Source organism: Propionivibrio sp., from assembly GCF_017995515.1.
Taxonomy (GTDB): Bacteria; Pseudomonadota; Gammaproteobacteria; order Burkholderiales; family Rhodocyclaceae; genus Propionivibrio.
In genome coordinates this window covers 1-22,004 of record NZ_JAGOIT010000025.1, presented here as the reverse complement: position 1 = coordinate 22,004, position 22,004 = coordinate 1, and the positions used below count along the sequence as shown (strand labels likewise).

Here is a 22,004-nt window from a genome sequence, read left to right as displayed (position 1 = left end):
CCGCCTCGTGGTCTTCGCTCAGAAGAGCGGAAAGCGAAGCACTTGGCGTGCCTCGACGCTCTCCTCGAGCAGCGCGTGCAGGTGCTGGGTCAGTTCGTGACGAAGGGTGTGCAATTCGGGCTGGCGGTTGCGTGCGTGCTCGGCGTGGCCATCGGCCCACAACGTCGTCAGCTCTTTTCCGAGCGCGAGCAAGGCCTCCTGCAATGGGCCGATGGCGCCAAACGCCGTCAGCCGACCGTACTGATTCTGCCCGTCGGCCTGATACCAGTTCCCGAACCGGTACTCGCAAAGATCGGCCGTCTGCACGCTGGTTGCGTTGACGAAGCAGGACTCGACGCATTTGACCCAGTGGCGAAGCTCGACCTCGGCGTACATCAGTGGCAGGTCGTCGCGCGTCGCACAAAGGTTGCGGCGAGCGCCCCAGGTCGGCTCCGGTTTCCATGTCGATGCCCAGCTGGGGATCGCGTCGGCGGGCATCGGGCGGGCGATGCCATAACCTTGGGCGAGATCGCAACCGAGGCGGAGCAGCAACTCGCCGTGTTCTGCGGTCTCCACGCCTTCGGCGATGACGGTGCGACGGAACGCGGCGGCGAGGCCGATGACGCCTTCGACGATCGCCAGATCCTCGGAATCCCACAGCATGTCGCGCACGAAGCTCTGGTCAATCTTGAGCACACTCGCCGGCAGGCGCCGCAGGTAGGTCAGCGAGGAGTAGCCTGTGCCGAAATCGTCGAGCGAGAAGCGGACGCCCAGCGACCGGCAGTCTTCGATCAGCGTTGAAATGCGGGACACGCCTTCCAGCGCCGCCGTCTCGACGACCTCCAGCTCAAGGTTCGCGGCAGGCACGTCGGGGTGGGCGTCGAGCTTGGCCTGCAGCCGCTCGAGGAAGTCCGCCTGCTGCAAGTGGCAGGCCGCGATATTGACACTGACCGCGAGATCGAGGCCACGCGACCGCCATCGCGACATCTGGTCCAGCGCGGCATCCAGCACCCAATCGCCGAGGCGGACGATCAGTTCGCTGCCCTCGATCAGCGGCAGGAACTCACCAGGCGAAACCAGCCCGCGCTCGGGGTGCTGCCAGCGAATCAGCGCCTCGGCGCCGGCGACCTCGCCGGTACGCATGTTGACCTTGGGCTGGTAGAACAGCACGAACTCGCGCCGTTCGAGCGCGTCCGCAATATGGCGTCGGGCTTCCAGGTACGTCTGGGCCTGTCGATCGTGCTCGGGGTCGAACAGGTGGTAGCGGTTTTTCCCCGCCTGCTTCGCCTGATACATGGCCTGGTCGGCGTGGCGCAGCAGGGTATCCGCGTCCCGGCCATTCTGCGGAAAGAGCGTGACGCCAAGACTGGCCGACAGCTGCAGCGTGTGTTGGCGAACCTTGACCGGGGCGGCCGCCGCCTGTTGCATGCGCGAAAGGATGCAGGCCCACTCCTGCTGGTCGCCAAGGTCGGAGAGGACCGCGACAAACTCGTCACCGCCGAGGCGCGCCAGGGTGTCGCCTTCGCGGAGCGTATCGCGCAGGCGCTTGGCGATGGCGATCAGCAGCAGGTCGCCCGTCTCGTGGCCGTGCAGGTCGTTCACTTCCTTGAAGCCGTCGAGGTCGAGATAGACGACCGCCAGGCCGCGATTGTGCCGCTGGCTCTGCGCGATGGCCTGCGCGAGGCGGTTGGCGAGCAGAACACGGTTCGGAATGCCCGTCAGCGCATCGTAGTGCGCCATGCGTTCGAGCTGATTCTGGTGTTCCTTGAGTTCGGTAATGTCGGAGAAGAGGGCGACGTAATGGCGGGATTCGCCATCGACGTTGCGCACGGCGGCGATGCTCAGCTTCTCGGCGAAGATCGTTCCGTCCTTGCGCTTGTTCCACAGTTCGCCGTGCCAGTGGCCGAGCTTGATCAGGTCGCGCCACATCCCGGCATAGAAAGCGGAATCGTGGTGGCCGGACTTGAGCAGTCGCACGTGCTGCCCAAGCGCTTCCTCGCGCGAGTAACCGGTGATGCGGCTGAACGTGTTGTTGACCTCGACGATGCAACCGGTGGCGTCGGTGATGATGATGCCTTCGTGCGCGTGCGTGAACACGCTGGCGGCCAGCTTGAGGCGCGATTCAGTGGCCTTGCGCTCGGTGATGTCGGTAAATGAGAAGACGCGGCCGATGATCAGGCTGCCGTGCCGTGCCGGGTGCGATTTGCGTTCCAGGACGTTGCCGTTGGCCAGCGTCAGGAGGTCAGTCGTCTCGAAATCGTCGTGCGGCTGGATCTCGGCGATGCGCGCGCGGTAAGCATCCGGATCGTGCATGCGTCCGGCCATGAACTCGAAGATCGCTGCGTCGTCGTGCGCCAGCAACAGTTTTTCCGGGATCTGCCACAGCTGCGAGAAACGGCGGTTCATGTTGAGGATGGCGCCAGATCGGTCTTCCAGCAGAATGCCGTCGGCCGTCGCTTCGAGCGTGGCGCGTAAGCGCGCGCTCAGGTCCGCGAGTTCGTGCTCCGTGCGTTGCAGTCTCCCGACGGGAAGAGCGCAAACGACCAGCAGCGTTGAATCGGGCGCGGCACGGGTGATCGTCTTGGTGGCCTGCAAAACCTCGCCGTCCGCGCGCAGATACGAGGCCGCCACGTCGCGCAGCTCGGGGGCAGCGCCATTGCGCACATCCTCCCAATAGAACACGTCGGATAGCGCGCATTCGATGTCCGTGATCGGCTTGCCCACCAGGTCCTCGTGCGAGTAGCCGAGGTGCCGCGTGGCTGCGGCGTTTGCCGAACAGATGGTCAGGCTGGCCGGTTCGACGAGCAGAAGGATCTCGTTTCCGTGCTCGAGCAGCAGCCGATTCATCTCGACGCTCATTCCGGCCCCTGGCCCGCTTGCGCGCTGCTGTCGAAGTAGTAGGTGACACGCTGGCGCGGGCTCAGATAGGCGTAGACGGCCGGCGGAAGCAGAGCAGGGCGGAGCGCCTTGGCGATGATGATGTCGGTTTCCCGTTCGAGGTTGAGCAGGATCGCCTCGTCCTTCGGCACCGCGTCGTCGTAAACCTTGACCCAGGGACGCAAGGGCTTGGTCGGATTCACCGACATGACGAGGCCGATCGCCTCGTTCGACAGCACGACGATCGAGCCGGGCGGATAGACGCCGAGGCAGCGAATCATCTGCTGCAGGATCGCCGCGTCGAACTTTGCGCGCCGCTGGCCGAACATGAAGGACAACGCTTCATGCGGCGTCATCGCCTGCGCCAGGTCGGCCGGGTTGCACAGGTTGTCGTAGCAATTGACGAGCGCGACGACGCGCGCCGGGAAGGCGATCTTGTCGAGCTTGGCGCCGGTCGGGTAGCCCGTCCCATCCGCCATTTCGTGGTGCTGGAAGATGATCGCCAGCACCTCGGGCGCCAGGCCGATCTGCTTGCCGATCTTCAGTCCGAACTCGCAGTGCATGGCGCGCAGATCGCGTTCAGGCTTGGTGTATTCGTCCGGCCGCTTCTTGAGCACGCGGTCGGGGACCTCGGCCAGGCCGATGTCGTGCAGCAACGCGCCAAAGCCGAGCACGCGCGCCTGTTCCGTCGTCAGGCCCAGGCCCTTGCTCAGCATCATGCACAGCACCGAGACATTGAGGCTGTGCGAATACGATTCGACGCCGCTGAACTTCTCGCCCATGACATGCAGCGTCACCTCCGGGTGCTCGAGGAAAGCGGTGACCATCTGGTCGACGAGCACGGTCATCTCCTGCAAGGTCTCGCCGGACTTGTTCATCAGGTTGCGATTCAGGTTGCGCAGGATGCCGGAGGCTTTCAGGAACGCCTTGTCGACCTGTTCGATACGGCGACGGTGCTCGTTCAGAATGCGGATGCGTTCCTGTTTCGCGGCCAACTCCGGTGCGACCTCTTCCAGAATGGCCTCGTGGGCGGTCTCCAGCGATTCGGTCGGGGTTGGCGCTTCGGCCGGGCTGTCCGGGGCGACGTCGCTGCGCTCGGGGTCGTAACGGAAACGCTGCTTGCCAAGCGACTTCAGCGTGCGAATCTGATCTTCGCTGCTGATACGAAAGCTGTTGAGCGTGAACGGGTGTTGAAACCACGGCAGATCGATGTGGATGTAAAGCCCGATCTGCAGTTTCTCGACCGACACGTAATGTGTGTTGGGATTGCTATTGATGGTCACGACTCTTCTCTCCAAGCGCTGATTATCCCCCGTTTATGAGATTCACTCGCGTGCGGTCGATGATTTGCGTCGGGGAAGTAGTTGCGTCCGTATCGTTGCAGGATGCAAGAGTTTGTCCATAGCTGCCGCTCGGCATAGGGGTCGGCCGGTGCGCGAACCAGGAAGAGGGGACTGGAGGACTCTTTCGTTGATTGGGTTTGCACGGGCGACGGGTTCAAACATCAACGGGTCGGATCAACCGGCTCAAGGAAAGGCATCGGTTGGCCCTCTCGGATCGCAGATGACCAGTACGTCACCACGCGACTCGGCCAACACGTGTTTGGTGACACTGCCAAGCAGTAACTCTTCGGTGAGATGCGCGCCGTGCTTTCCGAGGACGATCAGGTCGCAGTTCTGCTCCTGCTCTTGTGAGACGATTTGCAACGAGGGGTTTCCGTGGATCACCGATGTCATGTACGCCGTTGGCTGCAATCCGGCCTCTTCGGCAAGCTGATGAAGTTGCTTGCGTCGCCGCACCTGCTCCTTACGGATGTAGTGCTGGATGACATCGGGTTCGACCCCGGCAAAGGTCAGTTTTCCCTCGTAAGGCAATTCGAAGACGTGCAACAAGATAAGGTCTGCACCGGGCGCCAGTCGTCTCGCCATTCGGATCGCCTGCACTGAAACCGGTGAGAAGTCCACTGCCACCAGTACACTGTGATATGCCCCATACGGGCGTTGCTTGACCACGAGCACCGGACGCCGGACCGATTTGCGCAGGAGGCGAGCGGCAGTTGAGCCCAATATGGCGTAGCGCAGGATGGACTCGCCGCGAGCGCCGAGAACAATGAGTCCCGCATCCAGCGCGTCCGCTTCGGCGGGAATTGCCGACAGCGGGTTGCCGATAACGACGCGAGGGTGTGCAGCCATGCCCTGCGGATTCGCCAGACTATTGATCAGCTGATCCAGTTGGTCGCGGGCGTTGGCCTCCATCCGAGCCTTGAGTGCCGTAAGCTCCCCTTTTCCAAGCATCTCGCGCAGGCTGTCTAGGGTGTCGAGCTCGAGACCATGGAGAATGTGAAGTTCGCCACCGACAAGGCCGGATAGTCGAAAGCTGCGTTCGACGGCACGGCCTGCCGGCTCGGAGAAATCGGTAGCGGCAATGATCGTCAAGGGGGGCTTCATTTGGCGTTCTCCTCAACAGTTTTTTCAATCACGGGTTGGTAATCCCAGTCGCGTATGTCCTGAAGCATCAGGTCAATGTCGGCAGTGGGGATATTCAGCAGTCGCAGGGCCGTTGCTCCGAGCCGAAGGCTGGCCTCAATCGCCTCCGGGTAGGCATGAATCGCCCCCGCGTTGATCAGAACCGAACTGGCTTCAAGATCGTGCGCGCGCGCAATCACGGGAACGTGCGGACAATGTCGGCGCAGCGTCGCGATGGCGCTCAGGGAGGTGGCGTGGGCGTCGACCGTGATGATCGCCAGACTGGCGAGCTCAGCCCGGGCGGCTGCCAGCAGTTCCGGGTCGGCAATGTCACCGTATAGCACGGGGTAGCCGTCGGCACGCCCTTGCTGCACCCGCTTCGGGTCCGTGTCAAAGGCGACAAAAGCCACACCGCTGGATTTCAGCAGCACCGCGATGGTATGGCCAACCCGGCCGTAGCCGCCGATCAGAACCTGGGGCGCAGGCAGCCCCGTCAGCGCGTCGTCATGCAGGGAGGGCTCGGCGGACGGCCCGGTGAGGCGACTGGCAATCGCGAGGTTGTAGCGAATCAGCAAGACTCCCGCGATCATCGAAAACAGGACGGCGGTCAGCGCGATCTGGCCGATATCCGAGTTGATGGCATTTGCATCCAGTGCGATGGCAAGCAGGGCAAAACCGAACTCTCCGCCCACCGCCAGCAGCAAAGCAGTACGCCATGAGGCGATTGGATCCATACCGCTGCGACGTACGATCAGAACAACGACCACGATCTTGCTGAGCAGAAGCAACACGGTGCCGAGCAGGGCCCAATGCCAGATGCGGGGGAGTGACGCCGGATCAATCAGCATGCCGACACCGACAAAGAAGAGGCCGAGCAGCACATCGCGAAACGGCCGGATGCTGGACTCGACCTGATGACGGAACTCGGTTTCGCCAAGCATCATACCCGCCAGAAATGCCCCAAAGGCCAGAGATAAGCCCAGGCTGCTGGTCGTCCAGGCGGCTGCCAGCACGACCAGCAGTACGGTCAATGTGAATAGCTCAGCAGAACGACGCTCGGCGATCATTCGAATGAGTGGATGCAAAGCCCACCGTACCGCATAGAAAACGAGTGCGAAGGCCATTACGGCCTTGGCCATGGCCCAGCCAAGCTCTTCGGTAAGCTTGTCGATTCCGATGGCCGCGCCAAGCACCGGAATGATCACCAGAAACGGTACTGCGGTCACATCCTGAAATACCGAAACGGCCAGGCCAAGCCGCCCGTGCGGCGCGTTGTCCTCGCCCTGTTCTGCCAGCTGACGACCGATGATCGTAGATGAAGACTGTGCGAAGACGACCCCGACGACAAAGGCTCCAACCGCATCCAGGCCGGCGAGCCAGAGCGGAATGGCCACAGCGATCAAGGTCAGCACAACTTGCGACGTACCGATGCCGAGGATCTGATGCCGCATTGCGTTCAACTGCGGGAGCGAATAACTGAGGCCGATCGATAAAAGCAAGAAGACCACCCCGAACTCGGCCAACGCCTTGAACTCGTGGACATGCACCGTTGGTCCGACGGTATGGGGGCCGAGGATCAGTCCGACCAGCAGGTAACCGAGGCTCGACGGAATATGCAACCGTTGAAATGCGACCATGATCGCAACGGCTACGCCCAAGAGGAGAATGATCTGTGCCAGATTGTCCATGTGCTTATGCCGTTATAGTGCTTCCTTGTTTTGGCGTGACGTGCCGGTCGCGAATCATTACGCTGTGTTCCACTACTCCAGGCTGCCTCGGTCGGTGCGTCGACAGTGTGGTCGGCTGCGTCGCGTATCGAACCCATTCCGAGGCCGAGATCGAAAGCATCTGCGTTTCTCAGGCCATTGGTGTCATCGGGGGCGACATATGAGCGCTCGATGTCAAACAGGTTGCGCTTGGACATCTACCACGTCAGCAGGCAAGCATCCGCGTGCTTTGTACGGGTCATACAGTGGCGCGCGATGGCCTGAGAATACGGGTCCTCCCGATGGTACCCTTATCCATCGAGGAAACAAACGATTCAGGTTCCGAAAACGTTTCTTGCAGCCAGAAGTGGGCGAAGGATTTAGGTGTGTCGCGTGCAAAAAATGGAAAACGGCTGCGTTCAGCCCAAGACGAAATTCCGTGATGGCCTGTCGGCAGTGGCCGAGCTTTACGATACGTTCCTTGTGGACCAGTGGGGCGTTCTGCACGACGGGCGAGCGCCGTATCCGGGCGTGGTCGACTGCCTGCAACGCTTGGTCGATGCCGCGAAGCAGGTGATCCTGATCAGCAACAGCGGTCGCCGTGCGCTTGACAGCGCCAGCCGCTTGAGTCGCGTCGGTGTTTCGGCAACCTGCTATTCGCACCTTGTGACCTCGGGTGAGATCGCCTGGCGGATGCTGGCGTCTGGCGACGGATTCTGTGGCGCGCTGGCTGGCAAACGATGCGCGCTGTTTGCCAGTGATGACAGGCCTGATTTCTTGATCGGGCTGCCGGTTACCCTTTCCGATCTCGACGAAGCGGACTTCGTTCTGTTGACCGGCATGGACGACGCGCGGCCGATGGCGGACTACGATCGGATGATCGACTCCGGTGTCCGGCGCGGCATCCCGCTCGTTTGCGTCAATCCCGACCTCGCGCGCATCACGCCCGGTGGGCTCAAGCCCGGCGCGGGCGCGATTGCGGCGCGCTACACGGCACGGGGCGGTGTTGTGCATTACGTCGGCAAGCCGCATCGTGCCATCTACGCGCATTGCCTGGCGCTTGCAGCAGAGCAAGGTGACAGCCGGACGATCGCCGTCGGCGATTCGTTGCATCACGACATTGCCGGTGGCGCGGCAGCGGGTGTCGATACCTTGCTAGTGATGAACGGCGTGCATGCCGGTGTGCTCCCGAACGATGCCAGCCAAGAAACGCTCATGACGGCGATGGCGCGCATCGTCGGTCGTGAGGGCGTTCTGCCGGACTGGGCCGTGCCATCGTTTCGCTGGTAGCGGGGGCTTCCGCCGCTTGGTGACGCAGGGCCTACGCGGGCTGGACCGGTTCGCTATGAAGCAACTCGTCGAGAAACGCCTGCGCCGGCAGCGAGAGCACCTTGTTGCGCAGATGCACGACGCTCCAGGGCTGCGTGAGCGGGAAGCCGTCGACATCGAGGATAGCGAGTCCGTCGCGTTCCGGGTGCTCGCCGAGCGCGTGGCGCGAGAGTACGGCGAGGCCCATGCCGCTCGACACCAGCTCGCGGATCGCCTCGTTGCTGGCCAGCGACAGGCGCACCTTGAGATGGATGCCCCTCGCCTGCAGGTGTTCGTCGATGATGTGGCGCGAGCCGGAGCCGACTTCGCGCAGCAGGAAGGATTCATCGGCCAGTTCGCGCAGCGTCAGGCGTCGGCCGACGGTGCGATGCGCGACGGGCGCGACGACGACGTATTCGTTGCTGAGGAAGGGCTGGATGACGAGGTCCATGTCGGCCGGCGGGTGCGACATGACGTACAAGTCGTCCTCGTTGTCGCGCAGGCGGGCGACGATCTTCTCGCGGTTGGCGATTTCCAGCTCGATCGCGATCTCCGGGTAGCGCTGGCAGAAGGCCCCCAGCATGCGCGGCAGGAAGTACTTCGAGGTCATTTCGAGACCGATGCGCAGCTTGCCGCGCTTCAAGCCTTTCAGCCCGTCGATCGCCGATTCGAAACGGTTCCACACGTCGTCGAGGCGGCGCACCGTCGCCAGCAATTCGGTCCCGGCCGAGGTCAGCGCCATCTCGCGGCCGTTCTGTTCGAAGAGCGACAGCCCGATCGTCTCGCTGATCTGGCGGATCTGGATCGAGACGGCCGGCTGCGTCAGATGCAGTTCTTCGGCCGCCCTGGTGAAGCTGTTGAGGCGGGCGACGGTGCTGAACGTTTCGAGCTGGCGAAAGGTGATTCTTCGGCGTGGCATATAAATCCGGCTATATGGGGTATCAAAATTTGTTTAATTATATTTAATGGGCGCGGTATCCGATAATGTCGGGCGTCGCAAACTTAAGGCACGGCCGACGGTCGCAGTAACTTCACTGCACCCGACCATCATGGCGCCGACCCGGCTTGATTTCGAGCCGGCCCGGGCTACGCTGAGTTGCGCAACACACTTCCAAACCACCGATTGAGTCGACCATGAATTCTCCAGACCGCTTCGCCCCTGCCGCCATCGCTCCCCAGGATCTCAACGCCGCGATCAACCTGCGCCTCGCCCTGCTCGGTCTGCCGCTTGCCGCCGATGCGGATGGCGCTGTGATAACCGGCCTGATGGAGCCGATCCTGGCGCGCCAGCGCGAGGCGAACCGCCGGCTGGCCGACCGCCTGTGTCCGGTCGACCAGCGCATCCAGAATTTCCTCACCGACTATCTGGCCGAGGTCGGCCCGGCGCCGCAGCTGCCGCGCCGCACGCTCGTTCTCGATCAGCCCGGTCTTGCACGCGGCCTGTCGCTACCGGCGAACGGCGACTACTTCAAGTCGCCGCTGCTCTCCAGCTATCGCCTGCGCAACGGCGTGCTGCACAACCCGGCGAGCGACCGGCGCACGACGGCCGGCGTCTTCCACCTCGTCGAAGGCGGCCTGCCGGTGCCGGATGACAAGCTCGCCGTGCCCAAGCTGGCGTTTTCGCGCCTGCTGGCGCTGGCGCTCAATCCACCGGCCGAATCGATGCGGCTGCCCTTCACGGCCGATGAGCCGGTGCCGGCGGCGTGCTACGTCTCGTTGCAGCTGCGTCCGCTGGTCGTGCCCGGCGTGCCCGGCTTCATCCCGGAAAAGCGCATGGAAACGCGCTTCTTCGTCCCCGGCTCGCTGGTCGCCAATCTCGACTTCGTCGAGTCGATCTTCGGCAACGGCGGCGACCCCTACCTGCCGGAACACGACGCCTCGCTCGACCCCGACAGCTGGACCGGGCACAGCGGCTGCGTGATCCTCGCGCCGCATCTGGTCGGCGTGCCCAAGCACCTGCTCGGGCTGCCGCAGTGGGACGCGGCGACCGAACGGCAGCGCCGCGACGGCATGTGCTACAAGAGCGAGAGCGAGCTGTACAACGGCGGCAACGCCTTCAAGATCTGCGCACGCGACGCGCGTGGCGTGGTCGTGACGCTGATTGCCGACAACTACTTCGGCTACTGCAAGAAGGAAGTGAAGACGCAGATCAGCTACTCGGCCAACCTCTACGGCTTCGCGGAGGAGGAACACGCCGGCGGTGCGCTCGTCTTCCCGAGCTACAACGAAGGACAGGAGTACACCGATCTGACGGCGGGCGACGCGTATTCGCTCGACGACGTGTTGAAGCGCGATGCCGACCGCTTCGTCGCGCAGCCGGAAGGTCATGCGTTCGACAAGCTCAACCCGCATCTCGTGCTGGTGCCGGCCAAATCGACCTACAGCCTGCGCACGCAGACGGTGTGTTGGACGAAGGCGGACGGCAGCACGGCGTCGATCAAGATGCTCGCCGGCAAGACCTACATGGGGCCGAACGGTTACCGCATGCAGATGGAGCCGTCGCGCACCGATCGCAAGCAGTGGAACCTCGTCGGTACCTCGGCCGATGTGACCGACTGCCACAAGCCAGCGACGGTATCGGGCGGCGGCAAGTCGGAAATCTCGAAAGCGCTGTCTGATGCGATTCTCGAAGGCTACGTTTATGTGCCGGACATCGACAGCGATATGGAGGCGGTCGCCGCCATCCTCGCGCGCGACTTCTCGGACCGCTTCCGCGACCCGGCGAAGAACGGCAGCGATCACCGCCTGATCCTCTCCAACGAGCGCTCGATGGGCAGCGTCATCAAGTTGCTCACGCCCTCGTCGCGCGAATACAACGACGAGTACAACGAGTGGCTGCGCTCGATTCCGCAGCACGTCAAGGAACTCGTCTTCGTCGTCAAACGCTTCCATCGCCCGGAATGGGGCAACGACTGGCGCAAGCACTACTCGGTCGACGTGATCAACGGCCGGCAGGGGTACTCGTTGAAACTCGACGGCCGCAAGCTGATCGTCAACACGTTGCGCATCGGCTTCGGCAAGGACAACTCGTGGCGCGTCTTCGGCCTGCGTCACGACTTCCATCCGGCGATCAAGGTGCAGACCGAGGACGACATCACGGCGAGCGTTGTCGTTCCGGCCGGCGTCGTCAGCGGGCAGCTCGGCGAGGTGTCGCAGAAGTATGTGAAGAACTGCGAGCGTTACCTTTTCCAGCGGCCGGACGACGCGATCCATCGCGGTTACGACGGCCAGGCCGAAGCCGATATCGCGCTGCCGGATTCGTTCATGTCCAACTTCGCGCCGCTGGTTGGTTCTGACGCACGCGAACTGGTCGACGACGCAATCGGCTTCAACGCCTTCACCGCACCGATGCAGCGCCTGATCCAGGCCGCCGCCGACGCGCCGGACGACGCGTCGCCGAAGTACTTCGTCTCGTCGGCGCACCCGCGCATCGTTGACGGCAAACCGACCAAGAATCCGCGCTACCTGCAGCTGCGTACCGACATCGCCAACCCGAAGGAGACGGCGTCGGCCGAACTGGCGATGCGTCTCTTCCGCCGCCAGCCTTCCAGCGAACCGCTGGTTACGCCGGTGCACGTGGTCGCTACCGGGCGGCGCAACAATCCGCCGGAAGAGGGCATCCGCCCGCTGTGTCCGTTCAACCCGCTGCACTACATGGAGCTGCCGGAACTCTTCATGGAGTACATCAGCTCGATGACCGGCAAGTCGCCGTCGACGACCGGCGCGGGTTCTGAGGGCGCGCTGACCAAGGGGCCGTTCAACATGCTGCCGGCGATCATCGACCTCAACGCCGCCTTTGTCTCGCTGGCGCTGACCGGTCACGACGGCTGGCTGTCGGCCGCCGGTTACGTCGGGCCGAACGTGCGCGTCGATCACGACATCAGCCTGCTGGTGCCGGAGATCTTCGCGCGCATGAGCGCTGAAGAACGCGACGCGAAGCGCCTGATCGAAGAAGGCGCGCTGGAACGCGTCGAGGACTTCGAGCACAACGGAAAGCCGGTGCTCGCCAGCCGCCTCGGTTATCGCGTCACGGCGCGCTTCACCAGCCGCTACTTCGGCCGCGTCTTCCTGCATCCGCACTCGGTATTCACCGACGAGATGCTGCGTCCGGAGCTGCAGGACATGGACATCTACGTTGACGGCGTGGCCAACATCGTCGCCACACATCAACGCGTTGCAGAGTCCTACTTTGCCGACGGCACGATCTCGATGGCTTGCCCGCCGCTCAAGGCACTGCTCGAGATCATGGCCAAGGGCCGCAGCGAAAGCGGCCTCGGCCTCGACTCGCCGGAGTTGCGCGCCATGTTTACGCGCGAAAGCGTGCTCGCCAGCGACTGGTACGCCGAGCGGCTCGACGCCAAGCAGCGCGCCGACGAAAAGCGTCTGACCCGCGCCGTCGCCTCGCTCTACGAGTTCATCGACCGGCCGGACAACGCCGGCGTCGTCACGCGCCTGGGCATTGCCGCGCGGCGCGCGCAGACGCAGACCGAACGCGTGCGCGCCGGCTCGCCCGAGTATCGCGCCGCGCTGGTCGGTACGATCGGTTTGCAGCCGCTGGATGGCGGTCGCTGACGTGGAGCGGTGATGAAACGGACGGCGCGGCTCGGGTTGTTCGTCGCGGGATTGGTCGCGCTGTCTTTCGGGCTCAGCGTGGCCAACGCCTCGCTCACCGACGACGGCCCGAAGAACTACAGCTGGCGCACGGCGCCCCGCCATTCAGCCGGCATCGCGCCCGACCCGGTCGTCTTGCGGGACACGGCGATCGTGCAGGTGTACGTTGCGCCGACCTACGGCTGGCGGCGCTACGTCGCGGTGCATCCGTGGATCGTCTTCAAGCGTTCCGGCGAGACGGCCTTCACGCGCTACGACGTCGTCGGCTGGCGCGCGCCGGATGTCGTCCAGCGCAACTACGCGCTGCCCGACGGCCTCTGGTACGGCGAACGGCCGCAGCTTTTGGTCGACCTTCGCGGTGAAGGTGTCGATGCGATAATCGGCAAGATCGAAGCGGCGATCGCCAGCTATCCGTATGCCGACACGTATCGTGTGTACCCCGGCCCCAACAGCAACACGTTTTTGGCGCACATTGGGCGCGAAGTACCGGCGCTGAAGCTCGACCTGCCGGCCAATGCGATCGGCAAGGATTACCGCCCGATCACGAATCCGCTTGGTATTTCGTCTTCCGGTAGCGGCGTGCAGGCGACGTTGCTTGGCTTGCTCGGCGTCAATGTCGGTTTGGGCGAGGGGCTGGAGATCAACCTGCTCGGCCTGAACTTCGGTGTCGATCTGAACAGTCCGGGGTTGCGGTTGCCGTTCGTTGGGCGTATCGGGTTGGATGATACGACACGCCGCGGGAACTGATCTTCATACCGGCACGCGCTCAGCAGGAAGCGCCTTCGGAGAGCTGAGGCTGTGTTCCGCCCTGACGGCGTGTGACTTTTTCTTGCGTCGCCAAGAAAAAGTCACCAAAAAGAAGGCGACCCCCGCGTTACGCGGCCGGCGTTGCCGGCTGCCCTGCGCTACTCGGCAAGCCGGGCGGCTGCGGAACTCGGGCCTTTGGCCCTCAGACAGTCCTCGCCGACTGCCCCCGGCCCCACTCCGTTGCTCGGCGCTGCACGAGGGGGGGAAAGCACACCGAACGGTATTTCATGCGTCAGACGGTCGCTATTCGATCGGTTGTCAATTGGCCCTTTGCGTCGTCGAGCAGCGCAAGGCGCAACGGGAAGAAGGGCGAGGACTGTCTGAGGGCGAAGCCCGAGTTCCGCAGCCCTCCCGTTGTGCCTGAGCAGCGCAGAGATCCCGGCGTAGCCGGGCGACGCTGTGGGCGCGCGTTTTCTTTGCTTACTTTCTTTTGGCAAGACAAAAGAAAGTAATGCCGCGCGTCAGGCGCGGAACACAGCGCCTCATCAACATACAACCCTCGTGAATTACCGAAGCCGGTGCGTAGTAACCGCCACGTTCGCGGGTACGGCAGCGTCGTCTTGCGGTTTCGCCTGCATGATCTCCGGCAACTTCACCTCGATCCAGTCGGCAAGATCGCGCACGCGCAAAGCAACCTCCTCGCCCAGCGCCGTCAGCGAGTACTCGACGTGCGGCGGTACGACCGGGTACTGCACACGCAGGACGAAGCCATCGGCTTCCAGCCATTGCAGCGTCTGCGCCAGCATCTTCTCGCTGACGCCGCCGATCTTGCGCCGCAGGTCGCTGAAGCGGTGCGTGCCGGCCATCAGCGCGACGAGGAGTAGAACGCCCCAGCGGCTGGTGACGTGCTTCAGCACCTCGCGTGACGGGCAGGCCTCGGCAAACAGATTGCCGCGCATGAGGTGTTCGGAGAGCGGGATGCGTTCGGTCACGCGGCTTGGGCTTGAAATGTCGGACATGCACTAACCTCCAGGTGCGTACTTACGAAAAGTTAGTATATCCGATACTGTGCGTGCTCGTTCATCACATCACACAGGAGTTCCACCCATGATCGTCATTACCGGCGCCACCGGCCAGCTCGGCCGACTCGTCATCCAATCACTGCTGGCCAAAGTGCCTGCCAGCCAGATCGTCGCCGCCGTGCGCAATCCGGCGCGTGCTGCCGATCTCGCCGCCTTGGGCGTTCAGGTCCGCAAGGCCGACTACACCGACCCGGCTTCGCTCGTAGCTGCGTTCCAGGGCGCTGAGAAAGTGCTGCTGATCTCGTCGAGCGAGATCGGACAGCGCGCTGCGCAGCATCGCAACGCCATCGACGCGGCGAAGCAAGCCGGCGTCGCGCTGCTCGCCTACACCAGCATCCTGCATGCCGATACGTCGCCGCTCGGTCTGGCCGCCGAGCACACGGCAACCGAGGCGTACCTGCGCGAGTCCGGCCTCCCGTTCGTGCTGCTGCGCAACGGTTGGTACACGGAGAACTACCTGGCGAGCGTACAGCCAGCGCTGCAACACGGCGCCTTCATTGGCAGCGCCGGCGAGGGGCGTATTTCTTCCGCCGCGCGTGCCGACTACGCCGAAGCGGCCGCCGTTGCGCTGACGGCGCCGGCACAGGCGGGCAAGGTCTATGAGTTGGCGGGCGACGATTCGTATACGCTCGCCGACTTCGCAGCTGAACTGAGCCGCCAGTCGGGCAAGCAAATCCCTTACGTCAATCTGCCCGAGGCCGACTACAAGGCCGCGCTGTTCGGAGCGGGTCTGCCGGAGCCAATCGCCGACCTGCTCGCCGACTCGGACGTCGGTGCGTCAAAGGGCGGCTTGTTCGACGATCAACGCCAGCTCAGCGCGCTGATCGGCCGACCGACGACGTCGCTCGCGACGCTGATGCAGGCGGCGTTGGCGTAATCAATCCGCTGCGGCGGGTTCGACGAGCTCGCCGCGGATCGGAAAAACCGACGCTGACCAGCCGGGCCGATTCTGCGCGAGCAGGCAGTTGAAGGTCTGCTCGGCGAGTTTCTCGAAGTCCTGCCGGTAAACGGTGATCGAGAGCGCGCGCGATTCCGGATACTCGTCGGGCGAGGCGACACGGATGGCGGCGAGTCCGCGCGAGAGCAGCGCCTTGCGGATCGCGACGCCGATCTCTCCGTCGCCGCAGAGCAGCGCGTCAGGCGGCGTCGATGCCGGTTTGATTTCGTCGGCGATCGTCTCGGCGATCTGTCCGAGGTGATTCTTGTCACGCCAGTCGATTCGGCGCACGAAAGCGGGCGTCGGTGTCTGCTCGCTCGCGGCCTGCTCGCGCTCGCGCGCGCTGAGCACGGCGGCGTTGTCCCAGCCGACGTAGCCGATCCGGTTCGCCCCCTTGCTCCGTAGTGCGTCGTGCAATGAAGCGATGGCGTCCCGGTTGTCGAGCAGCACGCCGTCGGCGTACGGCGAGCGCGTGACGACGTCGAAGAACACCATGTTCATGCCGAGGCCGCGCAGGCGGCGGATCGCTTCCATGTCGACCGGCTGGTCCTCAAGCCAGATCACCGCGTTGCGGATGTTCTTCTGGAAAAGCTTGAACAGGCTCGCTTCGAGCGCCTCGCTGGCCGGCACCTGTTTGAACAGCACCAGCGAGTCGCTAAGTTCCGCCGTACGCTGGAAGTAATCGATGAACTCGGCGAAAAATACGTTCTGCGCGTGCGCGAGGACGGCGATGAGGTCGGTCGTGCCCGGATAGCCGGCGACTGAGAGGGCAACGCGGTTGCCGCTGCCCTGCACACGCTGGATGATGCCGTCGGCCTCAAGCAGCGCCAGCGCCTTGCGCACGGTGACGCGGCTGACGCCGAGGCTCTCGGCGAGCGTGCGCTCGGGCGGAAGGTTCTCGCCATCGGCGTACTCGCCGCGAAAAATCCGCTCGCAGATCTTGTTTTCGAGGATGCGGTAGAGGCGGTCTTTTTCGCTGGCTTTCATTCTCAGATCATGCGCTCAGTTCAGGGCGGTCGAGTCCAGGTCGAGCCGCTTGATGATGTCCTGCTGGATCTCGGGCGACAGGTCGAGGAAATTCACGAAGGTGCCGTGGATGCGCATGATATAGATTCCGCTCGGCGCGTGCTCCTTGGGGTTGGCGAGCACCTGGCGCAGCGTGTCCGGCGTGGTGACGTTGACGTACAGGTAGAACGGGCCGGGTTCACCGTCGGGACCGTTGGTGAACAGCGGCGCGACGACCTTGCGCTGAAATTCGAGACCCTTGTCGGCCAGCGTCTTGCCGCGGAACTGGCCGGGGTTGATGCCGAAGTGTGAGGCGTAGCCGCCGTTCATCGCCTTGTACGGCAGTTGCGCGCCGGAGAGGACGCGCAGGCCGAGCCCGGATTGCGCCTCGCCGTAGAGCGGGTCGAGGCCGTAGCCGAGCATCTCGCGCGCCTGCCGCCCGTCCGGCGTCGCGCCGACCCAGTGGCCGTAGAGCAGGTGCGTCGACGGCGTGCTCCAGTCGGGCCTGAACGGATTGCCGAGATAGTTGCGCTTGGCGGCGATCAGGGCGCTGATGCGATCGGCGACGGCCTTGGCTTCGCGGTCGACCGATTCGATGGCGTTGCCGAACTTCGGGCAGCTGCGCAGGTACTGGCGCAGGTCTTCGTCGTCCTTGAAGTCGGTCTTCAGCGCGCGCAACAGGCGCTCCGCTTCGAGCGGGCGATCCTTCAGGAACTGGTCGATGGCGACGAAGGAGTCGGCGACGATCGACAGGCCGTGGATCAGACAGCCGCTGCCGTTGTACTTCGTGCCTTGCTCGTTGGTGTCGCGCATGTCGACGCCGGTCTCCATGCCGCCCATAAAAGCTGACAGGAAAGGCACTGGCAGGAGGCCGATGGCGCGCGAGGCCTCGTTGGCGGCGGCGACCATCTTGTCGGCGAAATGCTCGACGTGCGCGTAGAAGCGTTCGCGGAGGTTGAACAGGTGTTCGGTCGCGCGATCGGCCGTTTTCGCGGAGGTGAGATCAAGGCCGAGTCGCTTTCCGGAGATCGCCGAGATGCCGCCGTGCAGCGTCAGTTCAAGGATCTTGGCGAGGTTCAGCCAGCTATTCGTCGTGTTGCCGTTGTCCTTGCCCATGATCAACGGTTCCTGACAACCGGCAACCGAGTAGTTCTCGAGGTCTTCGGCGGCGACGCCCGAGGCGGCGAGGACGTCGAACAGCGAGTCGTCGTTGAACAGCGACGGCGTGAGCACGCCGGACGAGAAGTAGAAGCGGCCGAGTTCCTCGTAGAGCGCCGACGGCGTGTTCTTGTGCAGCTTGGCCGAGAGAATCGGCTGCGGCAGGTTCATGTCGAAATAGGCGTCGAGCAGGGCGTACGACGTCGGATTGGTGAGATCGGTGCCGTCGAACGCTTTGCCGCCCACCATCACGTTCTGCGAGATCGCCCAGCTGCGGTCGCCGACGTTGAAGAAGGTGAGGAAGTGCTTGAACAGCGAGGCGCTGCTCGCGCGGTCGGTGTCCTCGGCGGCGCGGTACGGTTCGAAAATGCGGTCCGCGTTGCCGACCGAGAAGGCGAACGGGTTGGGCGACTGCTCCAGGCACATCACCTGCCAGAGCAGAAGGAAAGACTGGATTGCCTCGTGCAGGTTGCGCGCCGGGTTGCGCGGCACGTGGCGCAGTGTCGCTTCGAGTATAGCGAGCGCTGCCTTGTGCTGGCCGGTCGCATCGGCCTGCTGGGCGTGCGCGAGTTCGGCGTAGCGGTCGGCGAGCAGCACGATCGATTCGAGCGAGACCTTCATCGCCTCGTAATAACTGCGCTTGGCTGGCGTCGCGTTGCCGATTTTCGCGTCAATCTCGGCGATGAGGCCGGTGATGCCCTTGGCGAGCGCCGGCTTGAAGTCGGGAATCAGGTGGCCGGTGACCTGTTCGATGAAGAACACGGCTTCCTCGGTGGCGTTGCCGGCGAGCGTGTAGGCGTGGTTAAGCGCCTGCGTGAAGGGCAGCGTCTTTTCGTACTCGCGCAAGTCGTCAATACGTTCCTTGCTGAATTCCGCGTTCGGCTCGATGTCGCCGAACACCGCGGTCGGATCGCAGTAGCCGGTGAAGGAATTGACTTCGAAGGTCGGGTTGATCAGCGCGTACGAGCGGGCGAAGGCGTCGTCCTGCGTGCCGGCGAAGATCGCGTGCTCGCTGATCGAGATCGGCAGCCGGCGGATCACCTCGCGCATCGTCCGCGCCGTCTTCAAGGCGGGCGGCAGGTCGGCGAATTGTGCTAATTGCGCGTCGCATTCGCGCCGGATTTCCTTCACCCGGAACCAGCCGTCGAGGCGTTGCAGGCTGCGCTCTTCCTTGAAGCGCGCCTTGGCCAGCGCGCTGATCTCTGCGTTGCTATATACAGAATGAATGCCCATGAACTTGCTCCCTCAAGTGTGAATGACGTGCAGGCCGGCGGCCGCGAAGACGGATTGGAATTGCGCGACGGTTTCGTTGCCGACGAAGGCGCTTTTCATACGCTCCATCCGGTACGGCAGGCCGCATTGCGCCCATTTGTCCTTGCCGTACTCGTGGTAGCTGAGAAACTCGAAGCGAGCGCGTGCTGTGTCGAGTGGCCGGAAGAAAGCCGCGAACTGCTCCGCATCGGCAGAGGCGTCGTTGAAACCGCCGATCAGCGGGATGCGGATCAGCACGTCCGGATGCTCGGCCAGCGCTTTGCGCAGGTTGCGCTTGATGACTTCGATGCCGACGCCGGTGGCTGCACGCAGGCGCGCATCGTCGTGGTGCTTGAAGTCGATGATGAGGCAGTCGACGAGCGGGAACAGTTCGCCCAGTCGCCGGTGCGCGCCGTTCGTCTCGATCGCGGTGTGGATGCCCTCTTCCTTCAGGTGCTGCAAGAGGCGCTTCGCCGCCGCGAACTGGACGGTGACCTCGCCGCCCGACAGCGTGACGCCGCCGCCATCGAAGTAGAGCGGCACGCTGCGCCTGGCTTCGACGACCAGCGCTTCCACATCGCAGGGCGTCGACGACCAGCGGATGCTCTGGTTGCGGTTGATCGTCAGGCATTCGCGGGTCTCGCACGATGCGCAACGCGTGCGGTCGATCGTCTTCCCGATGATTGCGCCGTGCGGGCAAGCGCTTTCGCGCAAACCTTCCGCATCGACGAGCAAGGTGCCTTTGCGCGCCATCCCTTCCGGGTTCGAGCACCAGGCGCAGCGCATGTTGCAGCCCTGCAGGTGATAGACCAGCCGGTTCCCCGGCCCGTCCTGCGAAGTGTTGAAACCTTTGCGGAAGACATTCAGTTGCATGACTCGTCTCATTGGTTGGCGCGAAGGCGAGGTGGCGCCTCTTTGATCATTGGTATTGTGTACGAATACCAATTCGAGTCAAGCAGTTTGTCGGTCGCCCAGGATTCCCTTTGCGCGGTGAATCAACAACTTTGCGCTTGCAGTCGCTGCGGCCGGGAATAGCGGCGTTGCAGCGGCTGCGCGACGCAACGGTTGAAGAGATCGACCAGCGGCCCCATGCACAGCGCAGTCAGAATGGTGCCGACGCCGAGCGTCGCGCCGAAGCTGAAACCGACGAGAACGCAGACCGAGTCCGTAGCGATGCGGCAGAAGCGAAAGGGCACGCCGGTACGATCGGCCAGGATGAGCGCGACCGCGTCATAGGGCGAGACACCCAGATCGGCGGTGTAATACAGCGCCGACGCCAGGGAAATCAAGGCAAGGCTCGCGGCCAACTCGGCGCTGCGCAACGCGACGCCCGGATGCGGCATCAGCAGGTCGGCGATCTGGTACGAGCTCTCGACGAAGAAGCCGAGCCCGACCAGCGTGAAGATCGTCGCTAGGCCGATCAGCCGCCGCTTCAACAGAAAAACACCGACCAGCAAGAGCGCGGCGAGCGTCGTGAAGATGACGCCATAGCCGAGGGCGAGCCGGTTGTCGAGCCCGGTCACCAGAACCGTGAATGGATCGGTGCCGAAGCCGGCGTGCCGCGCCATGCCGACCGAGGTGCCGCACAGCGCGATGCCGACGGCGGTCATGGCGATATTGAGTGTTCTTTCCTTCATGCAGCTTTTTTTCTCGAAGTCGGGGCAGTGTGCGTCGTGAAATATCGATCTTTCCAGATATATTGATTGTAGTTTTACGAGCAATGCGAAAAATGTCGGAATACTGGCGAATGTAATAACAATCCTGCGCTTCAACGCATCACGCTTCCCGGCCGCTATGGACAAACTCACCCTGCGCATGGACGGTCGTCAACGGGAAATCAGCTTCCCGCTCGACGCCTCCTTCCCGATTCAAGCCAGCACTTGGCGGCTATCCACGTTTGCGCGCGGTCGATTCGACTGCCACTGGCACGGCGCGCTCGAATTCGAGCGGGTCGTCGAAGGCGAGATGGCCTTCCAGGCCAATGGCACGCGCTTCACGATTCGCCGCGGCGAAGGCGTCTATCTGGCCGGCAACACGCTCCACAGTGGCTGGCTTGAGCACGCGGCGGATTGCGAATACCAGGTCGTGCGGATCGATCCCGCGCTCCTCGGTGGCCTCGCCGGCACGCGGCTCTTCGGAAACTTCGTCCAGCCGCAGCTCCTTGATCCGCGGCTGGCATTCGTTCATCTGAAACGCGACGAGCCGTGGCAGGCCGATCTGCTCGATCGGGTCGCTACCTTCCAGTCGATGATCGACGAGGCGGAGCCGGGGTGGGAACTTGACGCGATGGAGCGGATCCTCGGCCTTTGGCGCTTGATCCATCGGTTCTCCGAAACGCTTCCCAACGCGAAAGGAACGATCGGGGACGGCCTGCAGTCCACGCGCGATATCGAGCGGATGCGGCGCGCGCTGACATTCATCGACGCGCGTTACGCCGATCGAATGACGCTCGCCGACATTGCCGCGAGCATGGCCCTGTCGGAGGGCGAGTGCTGCCGCCTGTTCCGGCGCATGCTGCGCACGAGCCCGATGGGCTACGCGATCTCCTGCCGGATTCGCGAAAGCCTCTCGCTGCTCGCCGCCGGAAGACTGTCGGTGACCGAGATCGCCCAGCGCACCGGTTTTTCCGGGAGCAGTTACTTCACCGAGACCTTCAGCAGAATCATGGGCATGACGCCGTCGGCGTATCGGCGCCAGACCGGTGGCGAACGTGACGGGGATCGCTGAACGTCGCCCGTTTTCAGCGCGCAACGAAAAAAATAGAAAATCCCGTCTTGAAATTCACCTACCCCGTCCCTATTATTGGCACTCGTTAAGCGTGAGTGCTAATAACGCAGCTGCCGGGTCCCCGGCTCGAAGCGGCTGATATTGATCAAGT

General features: G+C 63.5%; 15 protein-coding genes. 5 read left to right on the top strand and 10 right to left on the bottom strand.

Features of this window, described 5'->3' with window-relative positions:
• Nucleotides 1-18: 18 nt before the first annotated feature.
• From KBA32_RS06075 to KBA32_RS06060, 4 genes are all read right to left on the bottom strand, one after another.
• Nucleotides 19-2,838 (bottom strand): bifunctional diguanylate cyclase/phosphodiesterase, encoded by a 2,820-nt coding sequence (locus KBA32_RS06075; RefSeq protein WP_294356517.1) that lies wholly within the window; start codon nt 2,836-2,838, stop codon nt 19-21.
• Nucleotides 2,835-4,139: an HD domain-containing phosphohydrolase gene (locus KBA32_RS06070; RefSeq protein WP_294356516.1), complete on the bottom strand. Its 1,305-nt coding sequence runs from the start codon at nt 4,137-4,139 to the stop codon at nt 2,835-2,837. Before KBA32_RS06070 ends, KBA32_RS06075 begins: the two co-directional genes overlap by 4 nt.
• Before the next feature lie 243 nt (nt 4,140-4,382).
• On the bottom strand, nt 4,383-5,303 hold the full coding sequence (locus KBA32_RS06065) for a universal stress protein (RefSeq protein WP_294356514.1): 921 nt from the start codon (nt 5,301-5,303) through the stop codon (nt 4,383-4,385).
• Nucleotides 5,300-7,009 (bottom strand): cation:proton antiporter, encoded by a 1,710-nt coding sequence (locus KBA32_RS06060; protein ID WP_294356512.1) that lies wholly within the window; start codon nt 7,007-7,009, stop codon nt 5,300-5,302. Before KBA32_RS06060 ends, KBA32_RS06065 begins: the two co-directional genes overlap by 4 nt.
• Nucleotides 7,010-7,429: 420 nt before the next feature.
• Between KBA32_RS06060 and KBA32_RS06055 the strand changes: the two genes are divergently transcribed.
• On the top strand, nt 7,430-8,317 hold the full coding sequence (locus KBA32_RS06055) for a TIGR01459 family HAD-type hydrolase (protein WP_294356548.1): 888 nt from the start codon (nt 7,430-7,432) through the stop codon (nt 8,315-8,317).
• 31 nt (nt 8,318-8,348) lie between these two features.
• Here the strand turns inward: KBA32_RS06055 and KBA32_RS06050 are convergent, their stop codons facing one another.
• Nucleotides 8,349-9,254: a LysR family transcriptional regulator gene (locus tag KBA32_RS06050; RefSeq protein WP_294356510.1), complete on the bottom strand. Its 906-nt coding sequence runs from the start codon at nt 9,252-9,254 to the stop codon at nt 8,349-8,351.
• A 215-nt stretch (nt 9,255-9,469) separates the two neighbouring features.
• Here KBA32_RS06050 and KBA32_RS06045 point away from each other — a divergent pair, with 215 nt between their 5' ends.
• Together KBA32_RS06045 and KBA32_RS06040 are read left to right on the top strand one after the other, a co-directional pair.
• The gene (locus KBA32_RS06045; protein ID WP_294356508.1) at nt 9,470-12,907 is read left to right on the top strand and encodes a hypothetical protein; all 3,438 of its coding nucleotides are present in this window, start codon (nt 9,470-9,472) and stop codon (nt 12,905-12,907) included.
• Nucleotides 12,908-12,919: 12 nt separating this feature from the next.
• On the top strand, nt 12,920-13,693 hold the full coding sequence (locus KBA32_RS06040; protein ID WP_294356506.1) for a DUF3750 domain-containing protein: 774 nt from the start codon (nt 12,920-12,922) through the stop codon (nt 13,691-13,693).
• Nucleotides 13,694-14,259: 566 nt separating this feature from the next.
• On the opposite strand, the gene KBA32_RS06035 is transcribed toward KBA32_RS06040, so the two are convergent.
• Nucleotides 14,260-14,712 carry a helix-turn-helix domain-containing protein gene (locus KBA32_RS06035; protein ID WP_294356504.1) on the bottom strand — a complete coding sequence of 151 codons (453 nt, stop codon included), beginning with the start codon at nt 14,710-14,712 and terminating at the stop codon, nt 14,260-14,262.
• 88 nt (nt 14,713-14,800) lie between these two features.
• Between KBA32_RS06035 and KBA32_RS06030 the strand changes: the two genes are divergently transcribed.
• The gene (locus KBA32_RS06030) at nt 14,801-15,652 is read left to right on the top strand and encodes an SDR family oxidoreductase (RefSeq protein ID WP_294356500.1); all 852 of its coding nucleotides are present in this window, start codon (nt 14,801-14,803) and stop codon (nt 15,650-15,652) included.
• Here the strand turns inward: KBA32_RS06030 and KBA32_RS06025 are convergent, their stop codons facing one another.
• The 4 genes from KBA32_RS06025 to KBA32_RS06010 form a co-directional block, all read right to left on the bottom strand.
• On the bottom strand, nt 15,653-16,699 hold the full coding sequence (locus KBA32_RS06025) for a GntR family transcriptional regulator (protein WP_294356498.1): 1,047 nt from the start codon (nt 16,697-16,699) through the stop codon (nt 15,653-15,655).
• A gap of 15 nt (nt 16,700-16,714) precedes the next feature.
• The gene (locus KBA32_RS06020; RefSeq protein ID WP_294356495.1) at nt 16,715-19,108 is read right to left on the bottom strand and encodes a pyruvate formate lyase family protein; all 2,394 of its coding nucleotides are present in this window, start codon (nt 19,106-19,108) and stop codon (nt 16,715-16,717) included.
• Between the two features lie 12 nt (nt 19,109-19,120).
• A complete protein-coding gene (locus KBA32_RS06015; protein WP_294356493.1) occupies nt 19,121-19,999 on the bottom strand; it encodes a glycyl-radical enzyme activating protein in 879 nt (292 codons plus the stop codon).
• 122 nt (nt 20,000-20,121) lie between these two features.
• Complete coding sequence (locus KBA32_RS06010; protein ID WP_294356490.1) at nt 20,122-20,763, bottom strand: hypothetical protein; 642 nt, start codon at nt 20,761-20,763, stop codon at nt 20,122-20,124.
• Between the two features lie 157 nt (nt 20,764-20,920).
• Here KBA32_RS06010 and KBA32_RS06005 point away from each other — a divergent pair, with 157 nt between their 5' ends.
• Nucleotides 20,921-21,853, top strand: coding sequence for a helix-turn-helix domain-containing protein (locus KBA32_RS06005; protein WP_367113752.1), 933 nt, complete (start codon nt 20,921-20,923; stop codon nt 21,851-21,853).
• The last annotated feature ends 151 nt before the right edge of the window (nt 21,854-22,004 follow it).

What these genes read in the sequence shown, in the direction of transcription:
- KBA32_RS06065 (WP_294356514.1), bottom strand. Translation starts at nt 5,303, where the DNA reads ATGAAGCCCCCCTTGACGATCATTGCCGCTACCGATTTCTCCGAGCCG.
- KBA32_RS06045 (WP_294356508.1), top strand. Translation starts at nt 9,470, where the DNA reads ATGAATTCTCCAGACCGCTTCGCCCCTGCCGCCATCGCTCCCCAGGAT.
- KBA32_RS06075 (WP_294356517.1), bottom strand. Translation starts at nt 2,838, where the DNA reads ATGAGCGTCGAGATGAATCGGCTGCTGCTCGAGCACGGAAACGAGATC.
- KBA32_RS06030 (WP_294356500.1), top strand. Translation starts at nt 14,801, where the DNA reads ATGATCGTCATTACCGGCGCCACCGGCCAGCTCGGCCGACTCGTCATC.
- KBA32_RS06040 (WP_294356506.1), top strand. Translation starts at nt 12,920, where the DNA reads ATGAAACGGACGGCGCGGCTCGGGTTGTTCGTCGCGGGATTGGTCGCG.
- KBA32_RS06020 (WP_294356495.1), bottom strand. Translation starts at nt 19,108, where the DNA reads ATGGGCATTCATTCTGTATATAGCAACGCAGAGATCAGCGCGCTGGCC.
- KBA32_RS06015 (WP_294356493.1), bottom strand. Translation starts at nt 19,999, where the DNA reads ATGCAACTGAATGTCTTCCGCAAAGGTTTCAACACTTCGCAGGACGGG.
- KBA32_RS06010 (WP_294356490.1), bottom strand. Translation starts at nt 20,763, where the DNA reads ATGAAGGAAAGAACACTCAATATCGCCATGACCGCCGTCGGCATCGCG.
- KBA32_RS06050 (WP_294356510.1), bottom strand. Translation starts at nt 9,254, where the DNA reads ATGCCACGCCGAAGAATCACCTTTCGCCAGCTCGAAACGTTCAGCACC.
- KBA32_RS06005 (WP_367113752.1), top strand. Translation starts at nt 20,921, where the DNA reads ATGGACAAACTCACCCTGCGCATGGACGGTCGTCAACGGGAAATCAGC.
- KBA32_RS06060 (WP_294356512.1), bottom strand. Translation starts at nt 7,009, where the DNA reads ATGGACAATCTGGCACAGATCATTCTCCTCTTGGGCGTAGCCGTTGCG.
- KBA32_RS06035 (WP_294356504.1), bottom strand. Translation starts at nt 14,712, where the DNA reads ATGTCCGACATTTCAAGCCCAAGCCGCGTGACCGAACGCATCCCGCTC.
- KBA32_RS06025 (WP_294356498.1), bottom strand. Translation starts at nt 16,699, where the DNA reads ATGAAAGCCAGCGAAAAAGACCGCCTCTACCGCATCCTCGAAAACAAG.
- KBA32_RS06055 (WP_294356548.1), top strand. Translation starts at nt 7,430, where the DNA reads ATGGAAAACGGCTGCGTTCAGCCCAAGACGAAATTCCGTGATGGCCTG.